General features: G+C 75.6%; 15 protein-coding genes. 9 read left to right on the forward strand and 6 right to left on the reverse strand.

What is annotated here, in order from left to right; translation table 11 throughout:
- Positions 1-607 precede the first annotated feature (607 nt).
- From ABEA04_RS15520 to ABEA04_RS15530, 3 genes are read left to right on the forward strand one after another with little or no spacing between them, the layout of a single operon-like run.
- The gene (locus ABEA04_RS15520; RefSeq protein WP_345460454.1) at positions 608-1,027 is read left to right on the forward strand and encodes a hypothetical protein; all 420 of its coding nucleotides are present in this window, start codon (positions 608-610) and stop codon (positions 1,025-1,027) included.
- Between the two features lie 47 nt (positions 1,028-1,074).
- Entirely contained in the window at positions 1,075-1,950 is an 876-nt protein-coding gene (locus tag ABEA04_RS15525) for a serine/threonine-protein kinase (protein ID WP_345460457.1), read from the forward strand.
- A 26-nt stretch (positions 1,951-1,976) separates the two neighbouring features.
- Entirely contained in the window at positions 1,977-3,071 is a 1,095-nt protein-coding gene (locus tag ABEA04_RS15530; protein ID WP_345460460.1) for a mannose-1-phosphate guanylyltransferase, read from the forward strand.
- Between the two features lie 75 nt (positions 3,072-3,146).
- Here the strand turns inward: ABEA04_RS15530 and ABEA04_RS15535 are convergent, their stop codons facing one another.
- The 3 genes from ABEA04_RS15535 to cofD form a co-directional block, all read right to left on the reverse strand.
- Positions 3,147-3,905, reverse strand: a complete 759-nt coding sequence (locus ABEA04_RS15535) for a DUF3105 domain-containing protein (RefSeq protein ID WP_345460462.1) — start codon at positions 3,903-3,905, stop codon at positions 3,147-3,149.
- 84 nt (positions 3,906-3,989) lie between these two features.
- Complete coding sequence (locus ABEA04_RS15540; RefSeq protein ID WP_345460464.1) at positions 3,990-4,958, reverse strand: coenzyme F420-0:L-glutamate ligase; 969 nt, start codon at positions 4,956-4,958, stop codon at positions 3,990-3,992.
- Positions 4,955-5,953, reverse strand: a complete 999-nt coding sequence (gene cofD, locus ABEA04_RS15545) for a 2-phospho-L-lactate transferase (RefSeq protein ID WP_345460467.1) — start codon at positions 5,951-5,953, stop codon at positions 4,955-4,957. Before cofD ends, ABEA04_RS15540 begins: the two co-directional genes overlap by 4 nt.
- Positions 5,954-6,130: 177 nt before the next feature.
- Here cofD and ABEA04_RS15550 point away from each other — a divergent pair, with 177 nt between their 5' ends.
- The 3 genes from ABEA04_RS15550 (at position 6,131) to ABEA04_RS15560 (ending at position 10,844) form a co-directional block, all read left to right on the forward strand.
- Positions 6,131-6,412: a WhiB family transcriptional regulator gene (locus tag ABEA04_RS15550; protein WP_345460470.1), complete on the forward strand. Its 282-nt coding sequence runs from the start codon at positions 6,131-6,133 to the stop codon at positions 6,410-6,412.
- Between the two features lie 113 nt (positions 6,413-6,525).
- Positions 6,526-9,480: a glycosyltransferase family 2 protein gene (locus ABEA04_RS15555; RefSeq protein WP_345460473.1), complete on the forward strand. Its 2,955-nt coding sequence runs from the start codon at positions 6,526-6,528 to the stop codon at positions 9,478-9,480.
- Positions 9,477-10,844, forward strand: a complete 1,368-nt coding sequence (locus tag ABEA04_RS15560) for a DUF5719 family protein (RefSeq protein ID WP_345460476.1) — start codon at positions 9,477-9,479, stop codon at positions 10,842-10,844. The genes ABEA04_RS15555 and ABEA04_RS15560 overlap by 4 nt, the downstream gene beginning before the upstream one ends.
- Positions 10,845-10,851: 7 nt before the next feature.
- Here ABEA04_RS15560 and ABEA04_RS15565 read toward each other — a convergent pair whose 3' ends face one another.
- Together ABEA04_RS15565 and ABEA04_RS15570 are read right to left on the reverse strand one after the other, a co-directional pair.
- A complete protein-coding gene (locus ABEA04_RS15565; RefSeq protein ID WP_345460479.1) occupies positions 10,852-11,346 on the reverse strand; it encodes a DUF3515 domain-containing protein in 495 nt (164 codons plus the stop codon).
- A gap of 29 nt (positions 11,347-11,375) precedes the next feature.
- Positions 11,376-11,612 carry an Lrp/AsnC family transcriptional regulator gene (locus ABEA04_RS15570; protein WP_139981871.1) on the reverse strand — a complete coding sequence of 79 codons (237 nt, stop codon included), beginning with the start codon at positions 11,610-11,612 and terminating at the stop codon, positions 11,376-11,378.
- 117 nt (positions 11,613-11,729) lie between these two features.
- Between ABEA04_RS15570 and ABEA04_RS15575 the strand changes: the two genes are divergently transcribed.
- Positions 11,730-12,704 carry a thiamine-phosphate kinase gene (locus ABEA04_RS15575; RefSeq protein WP_345460488.1) on the forward strand — a complete coding sequence of 325 codons (975 nt, stop codon included), beginning with the start codon at positions 11,730-11,732 and terminating at the stop codon, positions 12,702-12,704.
- 162 nt (positions 12,705-12,866) lie between these two features.
- Here ABEA04_RS15575 and rpmB read toward each other — a convergent pair whose 3' ends face one another.
- On the reverse strand, positions 12,867-13,052 hold the full coding sequence (rpmB, locus tag ABEA04_RS15580; RefSeq protein ID WP_056862348.1) for a 50S ribosomal protein L28: 186 nt from the start codon (positions 13,050-13,052) through the stop codon (positions 12,867-12,869).
- A gap of 128 nt (positions 13,053-13,180) precedes the next feature.
- On the opposite strand from rpmB, the gene ABEA04_RS15585 reads away from it, so the two are divergent.
- Positions 13,181-14,824 (forward strand): DAK2 domain-containing protein, encoded by a 1,644-nt coding sequence (locus ABEA04_RS15585; RefSeq protein WP_345460491.1) that lies wholly within the window; start codon positions 13,181-13,183, stop codon positions 14,822-14,824.
- Positions 14,825-14,838: 14 nt separating this feature from the next.
- Positions 14,839-17,100, forward strand: a complete 2,262-nt coding sequence (locus ABEA04_RS15590) for an ATP-dependent DNA helicase RecG (RefSeq protein ID WP_345460494.1) — start codon at positions 14,839-14,841, stop codon at positions 17,098-17,100.
- The last annotated feature ends 11 nt before the right edge of the window (positions 17,101-17,111 follow it).

The raw sequence follows: 17,111 nt of genomic DNA on the forward strand, positions 1-17,111 counted from the left end.
CGCGCCTCCGCGCATCTGGCCCTCGGTGCCCAGGTCCCTGCACGGACCCTGAGCTTGTCGAAGGGACTCTGCCGGTCAACGGCCGCGGCGTGATGGTCAGACCGACCGCCTGTGTTTGATGGCGCCTCCGCTCGTTCCTCGCTTCGGCCCGTGTTCGCGGCGCCTGCAGCGATCGTCTTCCTCCGTGCGCGCGGAAGGGCTCGCTCGTTCCTCGCTGCGCCCTTCCGTGCTCCTCCGTCCAGACGATCGCGCGCCGCGAACGGGTGCTCCGCTGCCTTGATGCGCAGCTCCGCCGCCACGACCTGCTGGGACATCGCACCGTGACGCGGGCTGACCCTGCTCCGCTGCGGTCGGTGTCGCTGGCGCTCGGTCCGAGTCCTGCGTGGGGGCGGGCCCGTGGTTGCGTCAGGGCCCAACGACCGAGCTCAGGGTCCGTGGTGGCGTCAGGGCCCTTCTACCGAGCTCCGGGTTCGTGTGTGGGGCCGGGCGAGCGGGGTGGCGTTGGTGAGAGGGCTCTCACCTACGGCTCACGGTTGCCTCACTGCCGGGCTCCAGAGTTCTTCTCACGAGGCCGGAACCGGCCGTCCACCCGAGAGGAAGAACCATCATGAAGAAGCTCCCCCTGCTGTCCGCCGGCACCCTGGGCGTGGCCGGGCTGGTCTCGGCCGGCCTGCTGGCCATGCCGGTCAGCTCGAGCGCCGCGAGCGGTGACGACGACGCGTTCGCCAAGCGCGACGACGACGTCCCCGAGCTGGTGCTGGTCGCCGACGACGACGACGACGACACCAACGCCAAGGACCAGACGCGCACGCAGACCCGCACGCAGGGTCAGACGCGTACCCGCACCGGCAACGACACCAACTCCCGCAGCCGCAACGACAACACCGGCACGGGCACCCGCACCGGGCGCGACGACAGCCGCGACCGCCAGGTCAAGGACTGGACCCAGGACGGCGCCGGCGACACCAAGCGCGACTGGTCGGCCAACCAGACCAACGACCGCTCGCGTCACAACACCCGCCGCTGACGCAGGCCGGGAACCGACGCACCGACCACGAACCACAGGAGAGACCCATGAGCGGCGCCGACCGATGGGACCTGGGTGAGGGCGACGCCATCACCCCCGAGCTGACCGCGATGCGGCTGCTCGGGGGTGGGTCGGCCTACGAGGCCTACCTCGCCTTCGACGAGGTCACGTTCTCGCCCGTCGTGGTCAAGCTGGTGCGGCCCGACCAGCTGGACGACGAGCACACGCTGCGCGGCCTGCGCCGCGAGGTCGCCGCGATCGAGCGCGCCAACCACCCGGTCGTCGTCCGCGCCCTGCGGCACGACCTGGACGGCGAGCGGCCGCACGTCGTCCTGGAGAACATCGACGGGCCACGGCTCTCGAGCCTGATCCGGCGCCACGGCCGGCTCTCGGAGCAGCAGTACCTGCCGCTCGCGCTCGACGTCGCCTCGGCGCTGCACTTCTTCCGGCGCATCGACCTGTGCCACCTCGACATCAAGCCGAGCAACGTCATCATGGGCGCGCCGGCCCGGCTGATCGACCTGTCGGTCGCCCGCTCCGGCGAGCGGGCCGCGCGCCTGGCCTCGCAGATCGGCACCGACTTCTACATGGCGCCCGAGCAGTGCGACCCCGGCCGGGCGGGCGAGCCGGGCTACGCCAGCGACGTCTGGGGGCTGGGGGCCACCCTGTTCCACGCCATAGCCGGCTACCGGCCTTTCGACGAGGGCGACGCCGACGCCGACGACCTCGAGCAGCGCTTCCCGCAGCTGGTCGACGAGCCCTACGTGCTGCCCGACGGCGTGCCCGACCCGGTCACCAAGGTCGTGCTCGCGATGCTGGCGCCCCGGCCGGAGGACCGGCCGGAGCCGCGCGAGGTGGCCGACGCCGTCGAGCCGGTGCTCGCGGCGCAGCCCCGGCACCGCCTCAGCTTCAAGGTGAGGTGAGCGGCGTCGTCCCCTACCCTCCGTAGGTGACCACGCCGCCGCCCGCGACCGACGACCTGTGGGCGGTGGTGCCCGCCGGCGGCGCCGGCACCCGCCTCTGGCCGCTGTCGCGCTCGTCGGAGCCGAAGTTCCTGCGCGACCTCACCGGCTCGGGCCGCACGCTGCTGCAGCAGACCCGCGACCGGCTCGTCCCGCTCGTCGGCGACCGGCTGCTGGTCGTCACGGGCCGCGACCACCGCGACGCCGTCCGCGCGCAGCTGCCCGAGGTGGCCGCGGACGACGTGGTGGCCGAGCCGTCGGCGCGCGACTCGATGGCCGCCATCGGGCTGGCCGCGGCGCTGCTCGAGCGCCGCGACCCGGACGCCGTGATGGGCTCGTTCGCGGCCGACCACGTGATCGCCGACCCCGAGGTGTTCGCCGACGCGGTCCGCGTCGCCACCGCCGCCGCCCGCGACGGCTGGCTGGTCACCCTCGGCATCGAGCCCACCTTCGCCGCCACCTCCTTCGGCTACGTGCACCTCGGCGACCCGCTCACCGGGCACCCCGGCGTCCACGCCGCCCTCGGGTTCGTGGAGAAGCCGAGCGCCGACGTCGCCGGGCGCTACCTCGCCAGCGGCCGCTACCGCTGGAACGCCGGCATGTTCGTGGTGCGGCCCGGTGTGCTGCTCGACCTGCTGGCCGAGGGCGACCCGGCGTTCGCCGCCTCGCTGCGCGCCGTCGCCGCCGACCCCGCCACCCTCGAGGATGTCTGGCCGCGGCTGCCGCGCATCGCCCTCGACCACGCCGTCGCCGAGCCCGCCGCGGCGGCCGGGCGCGTGGCCGTGGTGCCCGCATCGTTCGGCTGGGACGACGTCGGCGACTTCGACTCCCTCGCCGGGCTCCTCGAGAGCCACGAGTCGGCCGGGGTCACCGTGCTCGGCGACGACGCCCTCGTGCACGCCTCCGGCGCCACCGGGCTGGTGGTGCCCGCCGCAGGACGCACCGTGGCCCTGGTCGGCCTGGACGACGTCGTGGTCGTCGACACGCCCGACGCGCTGCTCGTCGTCTCGCGGTCGCGGGCCCAGGACGTCAAGGGCATCGTCGCCGCCCTGCGTCAGGCCGGCCGCGACGACCTGCTCTGAGCGCTGACCCGTCGCTCATGAGCGACGGGTCAGCGTGGATCCGGGTGACCCGTCGCTTGTAAGCGACGGGTCGGCTCAGATCGCGCCGGCCTCGGGGGCGTCGGTGTAGGGGTACTTGTCCATGAAGTCGACGAGCGCGGCACCGGAGACCTCGCTGCAGTACTGCGTGACGCCGATCGACTTCTGGGCGTCGCCCTTCCAGTGCGTGAAGGCGACGTGCTGACCCTCGGGGAACTTCTTGCCGCCCTCGTCGTCGTCGGTCCAGGGGGCGGCGATGAACTTCAGGCGGAAGTTCAGGTCGTCGGCGCTGCCGTCGAACTTGCGGGCGATCGAGCGCACCTGGGCGAGCTGGTCGGAGTCGTCGGCGATGGTCTCGTCGTACCAGAGGATCGTGTAGCCGTGCTCGAGGTTGTGTACGAGCTGCTCGAGCTCGGGGCGGTCGTCGGCGTCGTAGAACTTGTCGTCGAACGGGGCCGGGGCCGGCGGGTTCGAGCTGTTCCAGTGGGCGCCGAAGGCCGGGGGAGCGGTGTCGTAGGTGACCTGCTGCGGCGGGTCGACGTGGTTCGAGACGCCCGTGGCCTCGAGCTCCTGCACGTCCTGGCAGACCGAGGCGGCGGCGCCGATCTGGTCGACCGGCTCGTCGGCGTAGCCCGCCTCGCGGGCCTGGCCCACCACGCGCGGCAGCAGCGCGACCCCGATGATGGCGAGCGCGACCACGACCGCGGCGGCGATGATCACGTTGCCGCGGCGCTTCTCGGCGGAGCGCTGCTTCTTCAGGGTCTCGTCGATGAGCCGCTGACGCTCGGTCTTGGCGGACTTGCTCGGCTTGGCCACGGGTCGGCATACCTTCTGGTCGACTGATGAGAACACTCGGCGCGGCGGGGTACCGCAGGGCCGAGGAGGACAGGCGCCGCGAGTCTACGGAGTGACCGGGCGGAACCGCAGATCGGCGGTCGTGACCGGCGTCCACCCGTGGGCGAAGGCCAGCACGGCGGCGCGCGCCGCGACAGCCGGGTCGGACGTCGGCACGGCCACCTCGGTCACGTCGGCCTCCACGACGCGCGCGACGACGCCGAGGACTTCGTGCAGCAGCGCGACCAGGTCGGCCGCGCCGACCGGGGCTCCGAACGGGCGCGGGTCGGCGTCGGCGGCCACGGCGCGGACGACGGCCTCGCGGGCGCCGTAGCCGAACAGGTCGCCGCCCTCGGCGCGCACCAGCGCCGCGGCGCCGGTGCCGTCGTCGCCCGCCGGCAGCACGAGGTCGGCACGCCCGCGCACCACCGCGAACGGCCGGGCGCCGAGCTTGCCCTGGGCCAGCTCGGCCAGCCCGGCGATCTCGTCGGCGACGGCCGGGGCGGTGACGACGAGGTCGTTGCCGTGGGCGTCGGTGCGGCCGGCGAAGCTCTCGGCCACCACCAGCCCCGCGGCACCGACGGCGATGTCGGTCTGCCCCTCGCGCCAGGCGCGCCCCGCGGTGTCGGTGACGACCACGCCGACGACCCGCCCGCTGCGCCGGTGCAGCTCGGCCCGCAGACGGCGCGCGGACGCGTCGGGGTCGAGCGGCAGCAGCACCGCCGAGCCGGTGGCCACGTTCGAGGCGTCGATGCCGGCCGCGGCGAGGGTGAGGCCGTGGTGGGTGCGCACGATCGTGGTGGGTCCGCGGCGGGCCACGACGCGCGCCGTCTCGGCCGGCAGGTGCTCCTCACGCGTGCCGGGGACGACGCGCCCCTCGGCCTTGCTGACCACCTTGCTGGTGACCACGACGACGTCGCCGTCGGCGAGCGCGTCGGGCCCGTCGGCGGGCAGCAGCGAGAGCAGCAGCGTCGCGAGGTCGTCGCCCGCGGTCACCTCGGGCGCACCGTCGGGGGCGACGGCGCGGACGCTCACGTCACGAGCCCGATGGCGGCGGCGGCCATCGCCGCGGTGGCATCGAGGTCGCTCATGATCAGCGGCGCCGCGGCGCACGCCAGGCCGGCCTCGCGCACCCCGGCCACCTGGTCGGCGTCCCGCTCGTCGACCAGCCAGCCGTCGAGGACGCCGTCGGCCGACGTGCGCGCGCCGTAGTGGCGGCCCACGGCGCCGGCGCTCACCTCGACGCCGATGGAGGTGAGCATCTGGTGGGCCATGCCGTGCACGTGGGTGCCGCCGACGATGGGGGACAGCCCGACGACCGGGGCGCTGGTGGCGCGCAGCGCGTCGCGCACGCCCGGCACGCCGAGGATGGTGCCGACCGAGACCACCGGGTTCGACGGCGGCAGCAGCACCAGGTCGGCCCCGGTGACGGCGTCGAGGACGCCGGGGGCGGGCGAGCAGGTCTCGAGGCCGACCACGATCACGGCGTCGGCGGGCACCGCGGCGCGCAGCCGCACCCAGTACTCCTGGAAGTGGACGACGCGCCGTCCGCTCGGCGAGTCGACGTCGGCGATGGCGATGTGGGTCTCGACGCGGTCGTCGGTCATCGGCAGCAGCCGGACGCCGGGCTGCCAGCGACGGCACAGCGCCTCGGTGACCGCCGAGAGCGGGTAGCCGGCGTCGAGCATCTGCGTGCGGACGAGGTGGGTGGCGAGGTCGCGGTCGCCGAGCCCGAACCAGGTGGGCTCGACGCCGTAGGCGGCGAGCTCGTCCTTGGCGCTCCACGTCTCGTCCTGGCGGCCCCAGCCGCGCTCGGCGTCGATGCCGCCGCCGAGGGTGTACATGACGGTGTCGAGGTCGGGGCAGACCTTGAGGCCGTGCAGCCACAGGTCGTCGGCGGTGTTGGCCACGACGGTGACGGTGGCGTCGGGCGAGACGCCGGGCAGCCGGCCGTGGGCGATGCCGTGCAGCAGGCCCTGCAGGAACCGCGCCCCGCCCACGCCGCCCGACAGCACGGTGATGGAGTCCATGGGCTCACTCTGCCAGCGGGTGCCGTGGGCTGGACCGCCGCCTGCTATTACCAGAGGTCCGCTTGACTTCCGCGTATCACAGGCATGTAATTCGGGGTGTCGTCGAAACTTCGACGAAGTGTTCAAGAGTCGCGCGGATCCCGACCGGGCGGCGACCGGGTCGAGAGGCGAGAGACCATGCGAGAGCTGTTCCTCCTGGAACCGGAGCAGGACGACGCCGGTTGGCAGGAGCGCGCGTTGTGCGCGCAGACCGATCCCGAGGCCTTCTTCCCCGAGAAGGGCGGGTCGACCCGCGAGGCCAAGAAGGTCTGCCTGACCTGCGAGGTGCGCGACGAGTGCCTCGAGGCCGCCCTCATGAACGACGAGCGCTTCGGCATCTGGGGCGGCCTGTCCGAGCGCGAGCGCCGCAAGATCAAGCGCGCCAACAGCGGCCGCGACGAGGCCTCCGCCGCGTCCTAGCCGCTCCCGGCCCGCCCGAGCGCTCCACCCCGGGTGGCCTGCACCACTCCCGCGCCTGAGGGCTGCCGCGGCCTTTCGGCTGCCTGACCGGGCCACCGTTAGAGTCGCGGACCGTGTCTTCTCCGTCCCCGCACGCCGGCGTCGCCGTCGTCCTGGTGACCCACGACGGGGCCCGCTGGCTGCCCGGCGTGCTCGCGGGACTCGCCGAGCAGGACGCCGTCGCGCGGGTCGTGGCCGTCGACACCGGCAGCCTCGACGCCAGCCGCGACCTGGTGCGCGGCGCCTTCCCGGACGCCGACCTGCTCGAGCTGACCTCGGCCGTGAGCTTCCCGGGCGCCGTCGACGCCGCGCTCGCCCACCTCGACGCCCTGCCGCCCGAGCAGCGGCCGGAGTGGGTCTGGCTGCTGCACGACGACGCCCGCCCCGCCCCCGGTGCCCTCGCGGCGCTGCTGGAGGCGGCGTCCGACCGGCCCGACGTCGACGTCCTCGGCCCCAAGCTGCGCGAGTGGCCCTCGCTGCGACGGCTGCTCGAGCTCGGCGTGACGATCTCGGGCACCGGACGCCGGGAGACCGGCCTCGAGACCGGCGAGTACGACCAGGGCCAGCACGACGAGCGCCGCGAGGTGCTGGCGGTCAACAGCGCCGGCATGCTCGCGCGGCGCGAGGTGCTGGCCGGGCTCGGCGGCTTCGACGAGCGGCTGCCGATGTTCGGCAACGACGTCGACCTCGGCTGGCGCGCCGCCGCGGCCGGTCACACCACGCTGGTGGTGCCCGAGGCGGTCGTCTTCCACGCCGAGGCCGCCCACCGGGGCCTGCGGCGCACCGCGCTCACCGGCCGCCACACCCACTTCCAGGAGCGCCGCGCCGCGCTCTACACGCTGCTGGTCAACAGCCGCACGGCCGCGCTGCCGTGGCGGGTGCTGCGGCTGACCCTCGGCACGCTGGTCCGCATGCTCGGCTTCGTGCTGCTGCGCTCGGTCGGCGAGGCGCTCGACGACCTCGCCGCGCTGGTCGCCGTCGTCGGCCGCCCCGGCGCCGTGCGAGCGGGACGACGGGCGCGGCGCGAGCAGGCCCGTCGCCTCGGCAGCGCGCCCGACACGGCCCGGGTCAAGGCGCTGCTGCCCCCGCCCTGGGTGCCCTACCGCCACGGGCTCGACTTCCTCGCCGACGTCACCTCGGCCGCCTCGCAGCAGGCCGCCGACATCGGTGAGCGGCGTCGCATCGCCGCCGCCGAGGCCGACCCGTCGTCGCTGGCCGCGGCGCGGCTGCGCGCCGAGCAGGCCCGCCGCGAGCGTGACGACGACGAGGAGGGCGAGCTCGCCGACACCGGCGCCTTCGCCCGGTTCGTGACCAACCCGGTCGCCCTCGCGCTCACCGCCGTCGTCGTGGTGCTGCTCGTCGGGGCCGGCGCCGCGTGGGGCTCGGTCAGCGGGGGAGCGCTCTCGCCGGTGCCCGAGGGCGCCGGTGACTGGTGGTCGCTGCACCTCGACGCCTGGCACGAGCTGGCCGGCGGCACCGACGTCCCCGCCCCGCCCTACGTGCTGCCGCTGGCCCTGCTGGCCTCGGTGGTCGGCACCACGGCGGCGGTCAGCGCGCTGCTGGTGCTCTCGGCCCCGTTCGCCTTGTGGGGCGCCTTCCGCTTCCTGCGCGTGACCGGCCGCCTCGTCAGCACCCGCGGCGCGCCGCGGGTGCTGCTCGTCGGCGGCGCCACCGCCTACGCCGTCGTCCCGGTCGTCAGCGGCGCCTGGGGCAACGGCCGTCTCGGCGTCGTCGTGGCCGCCGCGCTGCTGCCCTGGCTGGCCCACGCGACGCTCGGCTTCGCCGACCCCGAGCCCGACCGGCGCCGCCGCGCCGGCTGGCGCGTGGGTCTGCTGCTCGCCCTCGTCGCCTCGTTCACGCCGCTGGTGTGGGTGCTGGCCGCGGTGGTCGTCGTCCTCGGGCTGCTCGTGACGCTGCTGCTCGCGCGCTCGGCCCTGGCCTCGCGCACCGCCTGGAGCCCGCCGCTGGTGGCGCTGCTGGTGCCCGTCGTGGTGCTGCTGCCGTGGTGGCTGCCCGCGCTGCGCGCCGGTGCCGGAGACGCGCTGCTGCTCGAGGCGGGCCGCGTGCCCGCCGAGTCGCTGACGTCGTCCGGCCTGCTCACCGGCCGCCTCGACGTCGCCTACGGCGCCCCCGACTGGGTCGGCTGGCTGCTCCTGGGGCTCGCCGTCGTCGCGCTCGTGCCGCGGGCCACCCGCATCCCCGTCACGGTCTGCTGGCTGGTGGCGCTGCTCGCCGCCGGCCTCGCCGCCCTGCTGGCGCCGCTGAGCCTCACCGCCCTCACCACCACCACGCCGCCGGGGCTGGCCGTGCTGGTCGTGGTGGTGCAGGGCTGCCTGCTCACCGCCGCCGTGCTCGGCGGCCAGGGGCTCGCCCGGTCGCGCCTGAACTCGCTCACCCGCACGGTCGCGCTCGGCCTCGCCGCCGTCGCGGCCGCGGTGCCGGTCGCCGGGCTGGTGTGGGCGGTCACCGGCGACGACGCCCTCGAGTCCGACCCCGCCGGCGTCGTGCCGGCCTACATGGAGCAGCGCGTCGAGCAGAGCCCGGCCCGCGGGGTCCTCGTGGTCACCGGCTCGATCGCCGACGGCCTGGCCTACGAGGTGCGACGGGGCGACGGCGTCACGCTCGGTGAGGACGAGGTGCTCGCGCTGACGCCCGAGGACGCCGCCACCACCGAGGCCGTGCGCGACCTCGCCGCGCGCCCCACCCGCGACCTCGTCGACCGCCTCGGCGAGGACGGCGTGCAGTGGCTGCTGCTGCCCGCGCCGGCCGACGGCGAGGTGGCCGCCCGGCTCGACGCCACCTCCGGGCTGACCCAGTCGGGCTCCGACCCCGGCAGCCGGGCCTGGGAGGTCACCAGGCCGCTCGGCGACGGCGTCGCCGGCGACGGGTCGTCGCTGCGCCCCGTGCTCCTCGGCGTGCAGGGGCTCGCGGTGCTGGTCGCGCTCGTGCTCGCCCTGCCGACGCTGCGCGCCCCGCGGCCCCCGGCCCCCGACGAGACCCCCGACGAGCGCACCGGGAGGGCGTCGTGACCGACCGCCGTCCCGCCCTGCGCCTCGACGCCACCGTCGTCGTGGCGGCCGTCGTGGTCGCCCTGACCGTCGTCGTCTCGCTGCTCGTGCGCACCGACGACGTCCGCGTGGTCGTCGGCGCCGGCCCGACCGAGTCGCCGCTCGAGCGGTCCGACGTCGTCTGCCCCGCCGCCGGCACCGACCTGCGGGTCGCCACCACCGGCACGGCCGGCGAGGTCGAGGTGCGGGCGGGGCGCTCGCGCTCGCGCGCGGACGTCGTCCCCGGCACGGGCACGACCGTCGACGTCGGCGAGCGGGCGGCCGTCGTGACCGGCGAGGGCGAGGTGGCCCCCGGCCTCGTCGCGGCCCGCTTCAGCACGCCGCTGGCCGCCTGGGCCTGCGGCGCACCCGCCTTCGAGCAGTGGTTCACCGGCGCCGGCGCCGGGGCGCGCCACACCTCGGCCCTGCAGCTGGTCAACCCCGACGAGGGGCGTGCCGTGGTCGACGTCGTCGTGCTCGGCGCCGACGGCGTCGTCGACGTGCCCGCCCTGCGCGAGCTGGCCGTGCGCGGCGGCGAGACCCGCACCATCGAGCTCGCCCGCCTCCTGCCGCGCCGCGACCTGCTGACGCTCGGCGTCACCGTGGTGCGCGGCCGGGTCGCGGCCAGCATGGTCGACTCCTACCAGGGCATCGGCAGCGGCGGACGCGAGGGCACCGACGCGCTCGCCTCGCAGCCCGCGCCCGCCGAGCGCAACCTGTTGCTCGGCGTCACCGGCGGCCGCGGCCCGCGCCAGCTGGTGCTCGCCAACCCCGGCGAGTCGCAGGGCCGCGCCACCCTGAGCCTCGTCACCTCCGACGCCACCTTCACCCCCGGCGGCCTCGAGCCGGTCGACCTGCCGCCCGGCTCGACCGTGCGGGTGCCGCTCACCGCGGTGCTGCGCGAGGCGGCCGCGGGCGACGAGGACCCCGTCGCCCTCGTCGTCGACTCGACCGTGCCGACCACGGCCACCCTCGGCATGTTCGTGCGCGGCGACCTCGTCAACGCCACCCCCGTCGCGCCCGTGGAGTCCCAGGGCGCGACGCCGCTGCCGAAGGGCGAGAAGCTGCTCGTGCTCGGCGGTGCCACCCGCCCCGGCGTCGCCGAGGTCGCTACCTGGGATGCCGACGGCGAGCCCCTGGCCACCGAGCGCGTCGAGGTCGGACCCGACAGCGCCGCCTCGCTCGAGCTGCCCGGCCGGGCGCGGCTGGTCGTCGTCCGCCCGGCGCGCACGCCGGTGGAGGCCGTCGTCCGCGTCACCGGCAAGGGCGCGGCCACCCTGGTGCGCGTCGTCGAGCCGGTCTCGACCGGCCTGGTGCCCGACGTGCGTCCGGCGCCGGTCGGCTGAGCGCGGCTCAGCTGCAGCGCTGCTCGAGCGTGAGGTGCTGCTCGACCAGCGCCGCGAGCTCGGCGATGGCGGCGGCCGGGGCGTCGGGCCGCAGCTCGCCCGGCACCTCGACCGCGACCGCGGGCCGGTAGCCCGCCGCGGTGAGGACGACGTCGGCGTCCTGGTCGTCGAAGGCCTCGGGGGCGACGTACCAGCCGACGCCGTCGGCGACCTCGCACGACGACGTCTGGTCGAAGCCGTCGGGCGTCGGCACGCCGCACGTCACCGTGATGGCCGGGTCGCCGTAGGCCGCGCCCAGCACCGGGTCGCCGTCGCCGTCGACCTCCACCTCGTCCTCGTCGGCGAGGACGGCAGGCAGGTCGGCCACGAACGCCTCGCACGCGGCCTGGTCGGCGTCGTCGAGGCCGTAGGACGCGATCTCGGGGTCGCCGCTGCACCCGGCCACGAGCGAGAGCGAGCCGACGGCGGCACCGAGCGCGACGCCCCGCGACCGGAGGGTCACGGGGCGTCGTCGTCGGGCGGTGTGCGGGCTCAGATGTGCACCACGGGGCACGTGAGCGTGCGGGTGATGCCCTCGAGGTTCTGCACCTTCGAGACCACCAGCTTGCCGAGCTCGTCGACGTTGCGGGCCTCGGCGCGCACGATGACGTCGTAGGGACCGGTGACGTCCTCGGCCAGCGTGACGCCCTTGACCTGCGCGATGGCCTTGGCCACCTCGGCGGCCTTGCCGACGTCGGTCTGGATCAGGATGTAGGCCTGGACGACCATGCGGGGCGCTCCTTTGCGTCGCTGAAGCCACGTGCTGGCTGGTGCGTCGCTCAACCTATCGCGGCACCTGCGGGACTGGGTACCCGCACCGGGTGCGCCCTCTGGTGGGATGGCGCCATGGCGGCACCGAGCGACGTCCCGGCCGACGCGACCCTCGCCGACCTCGGCGAGTTCGCGCTGATCGGCCGGTTGACCGCGCTGTTCGAGCAGGGCGAGCACGTGCTGGTCGGGCCGGGGGACGACGCCGCCGTGCTGCGGGTGCGCACCGGCCACGTGGTCGTCTCCACCGACCTGCTCGTCGAGGGCGCCCACTTCCGCCGCGACTGGGCCGAGGCGCTCGACGTCGGCCACCGCGCGGCCGCGCAGAACCTCTCCGACATCAACGCGATGGGCGGTCGCGCGCACTCGCTGACCATCGGCCTCGCCGCGCCCGGCGACCTGCCCGTGAGCTGGGCCCTCGACTTCGCCCGCGGCTTCGCCGCCGAGTGCGCCCTGGTCGGCGCCTCCGTCGTCGGCGGCGACCTCGCCCGCTCCGACCAGGTGACCGTGGCGGTGACCGTGATGGGCGCCTGTGTCCAGGCGCCGGTGCTGCGCTCGGGCGCCTCGCCCGGCGAGGTCGTGGCGCTGGTGGGCCGGCAGGGCTGGGCGGCCGGCGGGCTCGCCGTCCTCGGGCGCGGGTTTCGCTCGCCGCGGGTGCTGGTCGAGGCCTACCGGCGTCCCGAGCCGCCGTACGAGGCCGGCGCCGTCGCCGCGCAGGCGGGCGCGACGTCGATGATCGACGTCTCGGACGGGCTGCTGGCCGACGCAGGCCACCTCGCCGCCGACTCCGGCGTCGCGATCGACCTGCGCGCCGGCGCGTTCGAGATCGCCGAGCCGCTGCAGGCCGTCGGAGCCGCGCTCAACGTCGACCCGGTGCAGCTGGTGCTCGGCGGGGGAGAGGACCACTCCCTGCTCGCGACCTTCCCCGACGCCGGCTCGGTGCCGGAGGGGTGGCGGGTCGTGGGCGAGGTGCGCGATGGCGGCGACCAGGCGGGCGTCGTCACCGTCGACGGCGCGGCCTACGACGGGCCGCGGGGGTGGACGCACTTCTGACCAGGAGCACGGACCCTGAGCTTCTCGACGGACACCCAGGGCCCCTCGCCTGCGTCGGCGTGGTCCTTACGTGGTTTCGACACGCGCGTCGCGACCTCGTTCCTCGGTCGCGGCGCTTGCTCAACCTTCCGCGCTGACGCAGTCCCGACTGCGTCGTGACTGCTAGCGCGAAACCTTCCCGGCCTTGAGGCAGCCGGTGCAGACGTTGAGGCGCTTGGGCGTGCCGTTGACCTTGGCGCGGACCCGCTGGATGTTGGGGTCGAAGCGACGCTTGGTGATCTTGCGCGACCACGGCCGGTTGTTGCCGAAGCCCGGCTTCTTGGCGCAGATGTCGCAGACGGCAGCCACGGGTTAACTCCTGGATCGAGGTCAGGTCGAAAGTGAGGACGGCCCGGGTGAACGGGCAACCGCACCAATGTATCCGACCCCGCGGGGCGACTCCGAATCCGAAGCGGGGCCGCACTACGGTGCCGCTCATGGAGCGGGCGGGTGGCGACCTCGAGATCGCCACCGTCCTGCGCTTCCTCGACGTCGCCGTCGACGCCCTCGCCGCCGCCCGCGAGGAGGTCGACGCGCTCAACGTCTACCCCGTGCCGGACGGCGACACCGGCACCAACATGTACCTCACCGTCTCCGCCGCCCGCGACGCCGTGGGCGAGGCGATCGCCGCCGGCGCCGAGCGGGACGCCGCCCTGGCCGCGTTCGGCCGCGGCGCGCTGCTCGGCGCGCGGGGCAACTCCGGCGTCATCCTCAGCGAGCTGCTGCGGGCGCTGACCGGCCGGCTCGCCCGCCGCGACCCCGGCGAGCGCCACGCGGCGGCGGTCGCGAACGCCATGCACGAGGCCACCGAGGCCGCCTACCGCGCGGTCGGCCGCCCCGTCGAGGGCACCATCCTCTCGGTCTCGCGGGCCGCCTCGCAGGCCGCGCTCGAGCGGGCCGAGCAGCCCGGCGCCCGCTCGCGCGACGTCTTCGCCGCGGCGGCCGCCGCCGCCCGGGAGGCCCTCGCGCGCACCCCCGACCAGCTCGACGTGCTGCGGCACGCCGGCGTCGTCGACGCGGGCGGGCGCGGGCTGAGCGTCGTCCTCGACGCCGGCGAGACCGTGCTGACCGGGCGCCGTCCGCCCCGGCCCGCCGCACCGACGCGGGTGCCGGTGCCGGCCCCGCCGACCGAGGGCGACCTCACCGAGGAGGGACCCGCCTACGAGGTGATGTACCTGCTCGACGCCGAGGACGCCGCCGTCGACGCGCTGCGGGGGCGGCTCGACGCGCTCGGCGACTCGCTCGTCGTCGTGGGCGGCGAGGGGCTGTGGAACGTGCACGTGCACGTCGACGACGTCGGGGCCGCGGTCGAGGCCGGCATCGAGGCCGGGCGGCCCCACCGCATCCGGGTCACCCACTTCGCCGAGCAGGTCGCCCGCCACGAGCGCGAGCAGCGCGCCCAGCAGACCGAGCGGGCCGGTGGTCGCGCCGTCGTCGCGGTCGCCGCCGGCCCCGGCCTCACCCGCCTCTTCCAGGACGCCGGCGCCGTGGTCGTGCCCGGCGGGCCCGGACGCCGTCCCTCGACCGGGGAGGTGTTGGCCGCGATCACCGGGTCCGGCGCGCACGAGGTGGTCGTGCTGCCGAACGACGCCGACTCGGTGCGCGTGGCGCGCATCGCGGCGGGCACGGCCGAGGCCGACCACGGCCTGCGGGTCGCCGTCGTCCCGACCCGGGCGCAGACGCAGGGGCTGGCGGCGCTCGCCGTCCACGAGCCGGCGCGCAGCTTCGACCAGGACGTGCTCGAGATGACCGCGACGGCGCGGCACGCCCGCCACGGCGCCGTCACGGTCGCGGCCCGGCGTGCGCTCACGATGGCGGGCTGGTGCGAGCCGGGCGACGTCCTCGGCGTGATCGAGGGCGACTTCGCCGTCGTCGGCGCCGACCTGCACGAGGTGGCCGTGGCCGTCCTCGGGCGCATGCTCGCCGGCGGTGGCGAGCTGGTCACGCTGGTCTCGGGGGAGGGGGCCGGCGACCTCGCCGAGCGCGCCGCGACGTGGGTGGGCGGCGCGTTCCCGCACGTCGACGTCGTCGTCTACGACGGCGGGCAGGACCGCTACCCGCTGCTGCTGTCGGTGGAGTAGGGCAGGGTCTGCACGTGGCGATCACCGTCGACACCCCGGTCGCGGCCGTGCTCGGTCGCGCGGGCGGGCGTGGCGCGAAGAAGCACGACAAGATCCGCGACAAGCTCGGGCTGCACACCGTGGGCGACCTGCTGCGCCACTTCCCGCGCCGCTACATCGACACCACGAACCCCACCGCCGTCGACGAGCTGCACGAGGGGCAGCTGCTCACGGTGGTCGGCACCATCGCCTCCTGCGAGATGAAGAGCTGGCAGGACAAGCGACGACAGCGCACCGCCTACCGCGTCGAGACGCTGCTGCAGACCGACGGGCCGTCGCTGACCATGACGTTCTTCGCCGCCAACCGGGGCATGGCCGAGTCGTTCCGCAGCCGGTTCGCGCGCGGGCGCACCGGCATCTTCGTCGGCACGGCCTCGCGGTTCCGCGAGCACTGGCAGCTGACCAACCCCAAGGCCGTCATGCTCGGCGCCAACGACGCCGACACCGACACCGACCGCGCCGAGGCCGCGGGCATCGGGCCGCTGTTCCCGGTCTACCCGCTCACCGCCGGCGTCGAGTCGTGGGACCTGCAGCGCGCCGTCACGCTCGCCCGCGACGTGGTGGACGCCGTCCCCGACGTGATCCCCGACGCCGTGCGCGAGCGCTACGGGCTCGTCGGCGCCGAGGAGGCCCTGCAGGGCGTGCACGCGCCCGCCCACCTCGGCGAGGTCGCCCGCGCGCACCGCCACTTCCGCTTCGAGGAGGCGCTGGTCACCCAGCTCGTGCTCGCCCGCCGGCGCCGGGCGGCGCAGGCCCGGGCGGCGCAGACCCGCGACGGCGGCGACGGGCGTCTGCTCGCCGCCTTCGACGACCGGATGCCGTTCACGCTGACCGCCGGTCAGACCGAGGTGGGCGAGACGATCGCCGCCGACCTCGGCCGCCCGCACCCGATGAACCGGCTGCTGCAGGGCGAGGTCGGCTCGGGCAAGACGCTGGTGGCGCTGCGCGCGATGCTGCACGTCGTCGACTCCGGCGGGCAGGCCGCGCTGCTCGCGCCGACGGAAGTGCTCGCCCAGCAGCACCACCGCTCGATCGTCGCGCTGCTCGGCGAGCTGGCGCAGGGCGGCATGCTCGGCGGCACCACGGTCGAGCTGCTCACCGGCTCGATGACCAAGACCCAGCGCACCGGGCCGATGTCGCGGCTGGGCAGCGGCGAGGCCGGCATCGTCGTCGGCACCCACGCCCTGCTCGAGGAGAAGGTGCAGTTCGCCGACCTCGGCCTCGTCGTGGTCGACGAGCAGCACCGCTTCGGCGTCGAGCAGCGGGCGGCGCTCACCGACAAGTCCGGCGCCCGCGGGACGACGCCGCACGTGCTGGTGATGACCGCGACGCCCATCCCGCGCACGGTGGCCATGACGGTCTTCGGCGACCTCGAGGTCTCGACGCTGCGCGAGCTGCCGGCCGGGCGGGCCGCCATCCAGTCCAACGTCGTCGACCTCGTCGACCACCCCGGCTGGGTCACCCGGGTCTGGGCGCGGGTGCGCGAGGAGGTCGAGGCCGGCCACCAGGTCTACGTCGTGTGCCCGCGCATCACCGGCGACGAGCTCGAGCAGGGCGAGTCCGACGCGCCCGAGACGGTCGACGAGGAGGGCCAGCCCGTGCTGCTCGACGTCGCCGGACGCCCGCCCCTCGCCGCCGTCGAGGACGTCGCCGCCGAGCTCGCCGACGGACCGCTCGCCGGCCTGCGGCTCGCCGTCCTGCACGGCCGGCTCGCCCCGGAGGTCAAGGAGGCGACGATGCGGGCCTTCGCCGACGGCGAGGTCGACGTGCTGGTGGCCACCACGGTGATCGAGGTGGGGGTCGACGTGCACAACGCCACGACGATGGTGGTGCTCGACGCCGACCGGTTCGGCGTCTCCCAGCTGCACCAGCTGCGCGGCCGCGTCGGCCGGGGCGGGCTGCCCGGGCTGTGCCTGCTGGTCTCGCACGCGGGCGCCGCCTCCGACGCCGGCGAACGGCTGGCCGCCGTCGCCTCCACCACCGACGGCTTCGAGCTGAGCCGGGTCGACCTCGAGCACCGGCGCGAGGGCGACGTCCTCGGCCGCACGCAGTCCGGACGCCGCTCGAGCCTGCAGAACCTGCGGGTGCTGCGCGACGAGCAGACCATCGTCGAGGCCCGCGAGGCCGCCGACGCGCTCCTCGACGACGACCCCGACCTCACTGCCGCCCCCCTCCTCGCCGCCGCCGTCACCGAGCTCGAGACCTCCGCCACCGCCGACTTCATCGAGCGGTCGTGACGGGTCGGGTG

This window comes from Nocardioides marinquilinus (assembly GCF_039543705.1).
Lineage (GTDB): Bacteria > Actinomycetota > Actinomycetes > Propionibacteriales > Nocardioidaceae > Nocardioides > Nocardioides marinquilinus.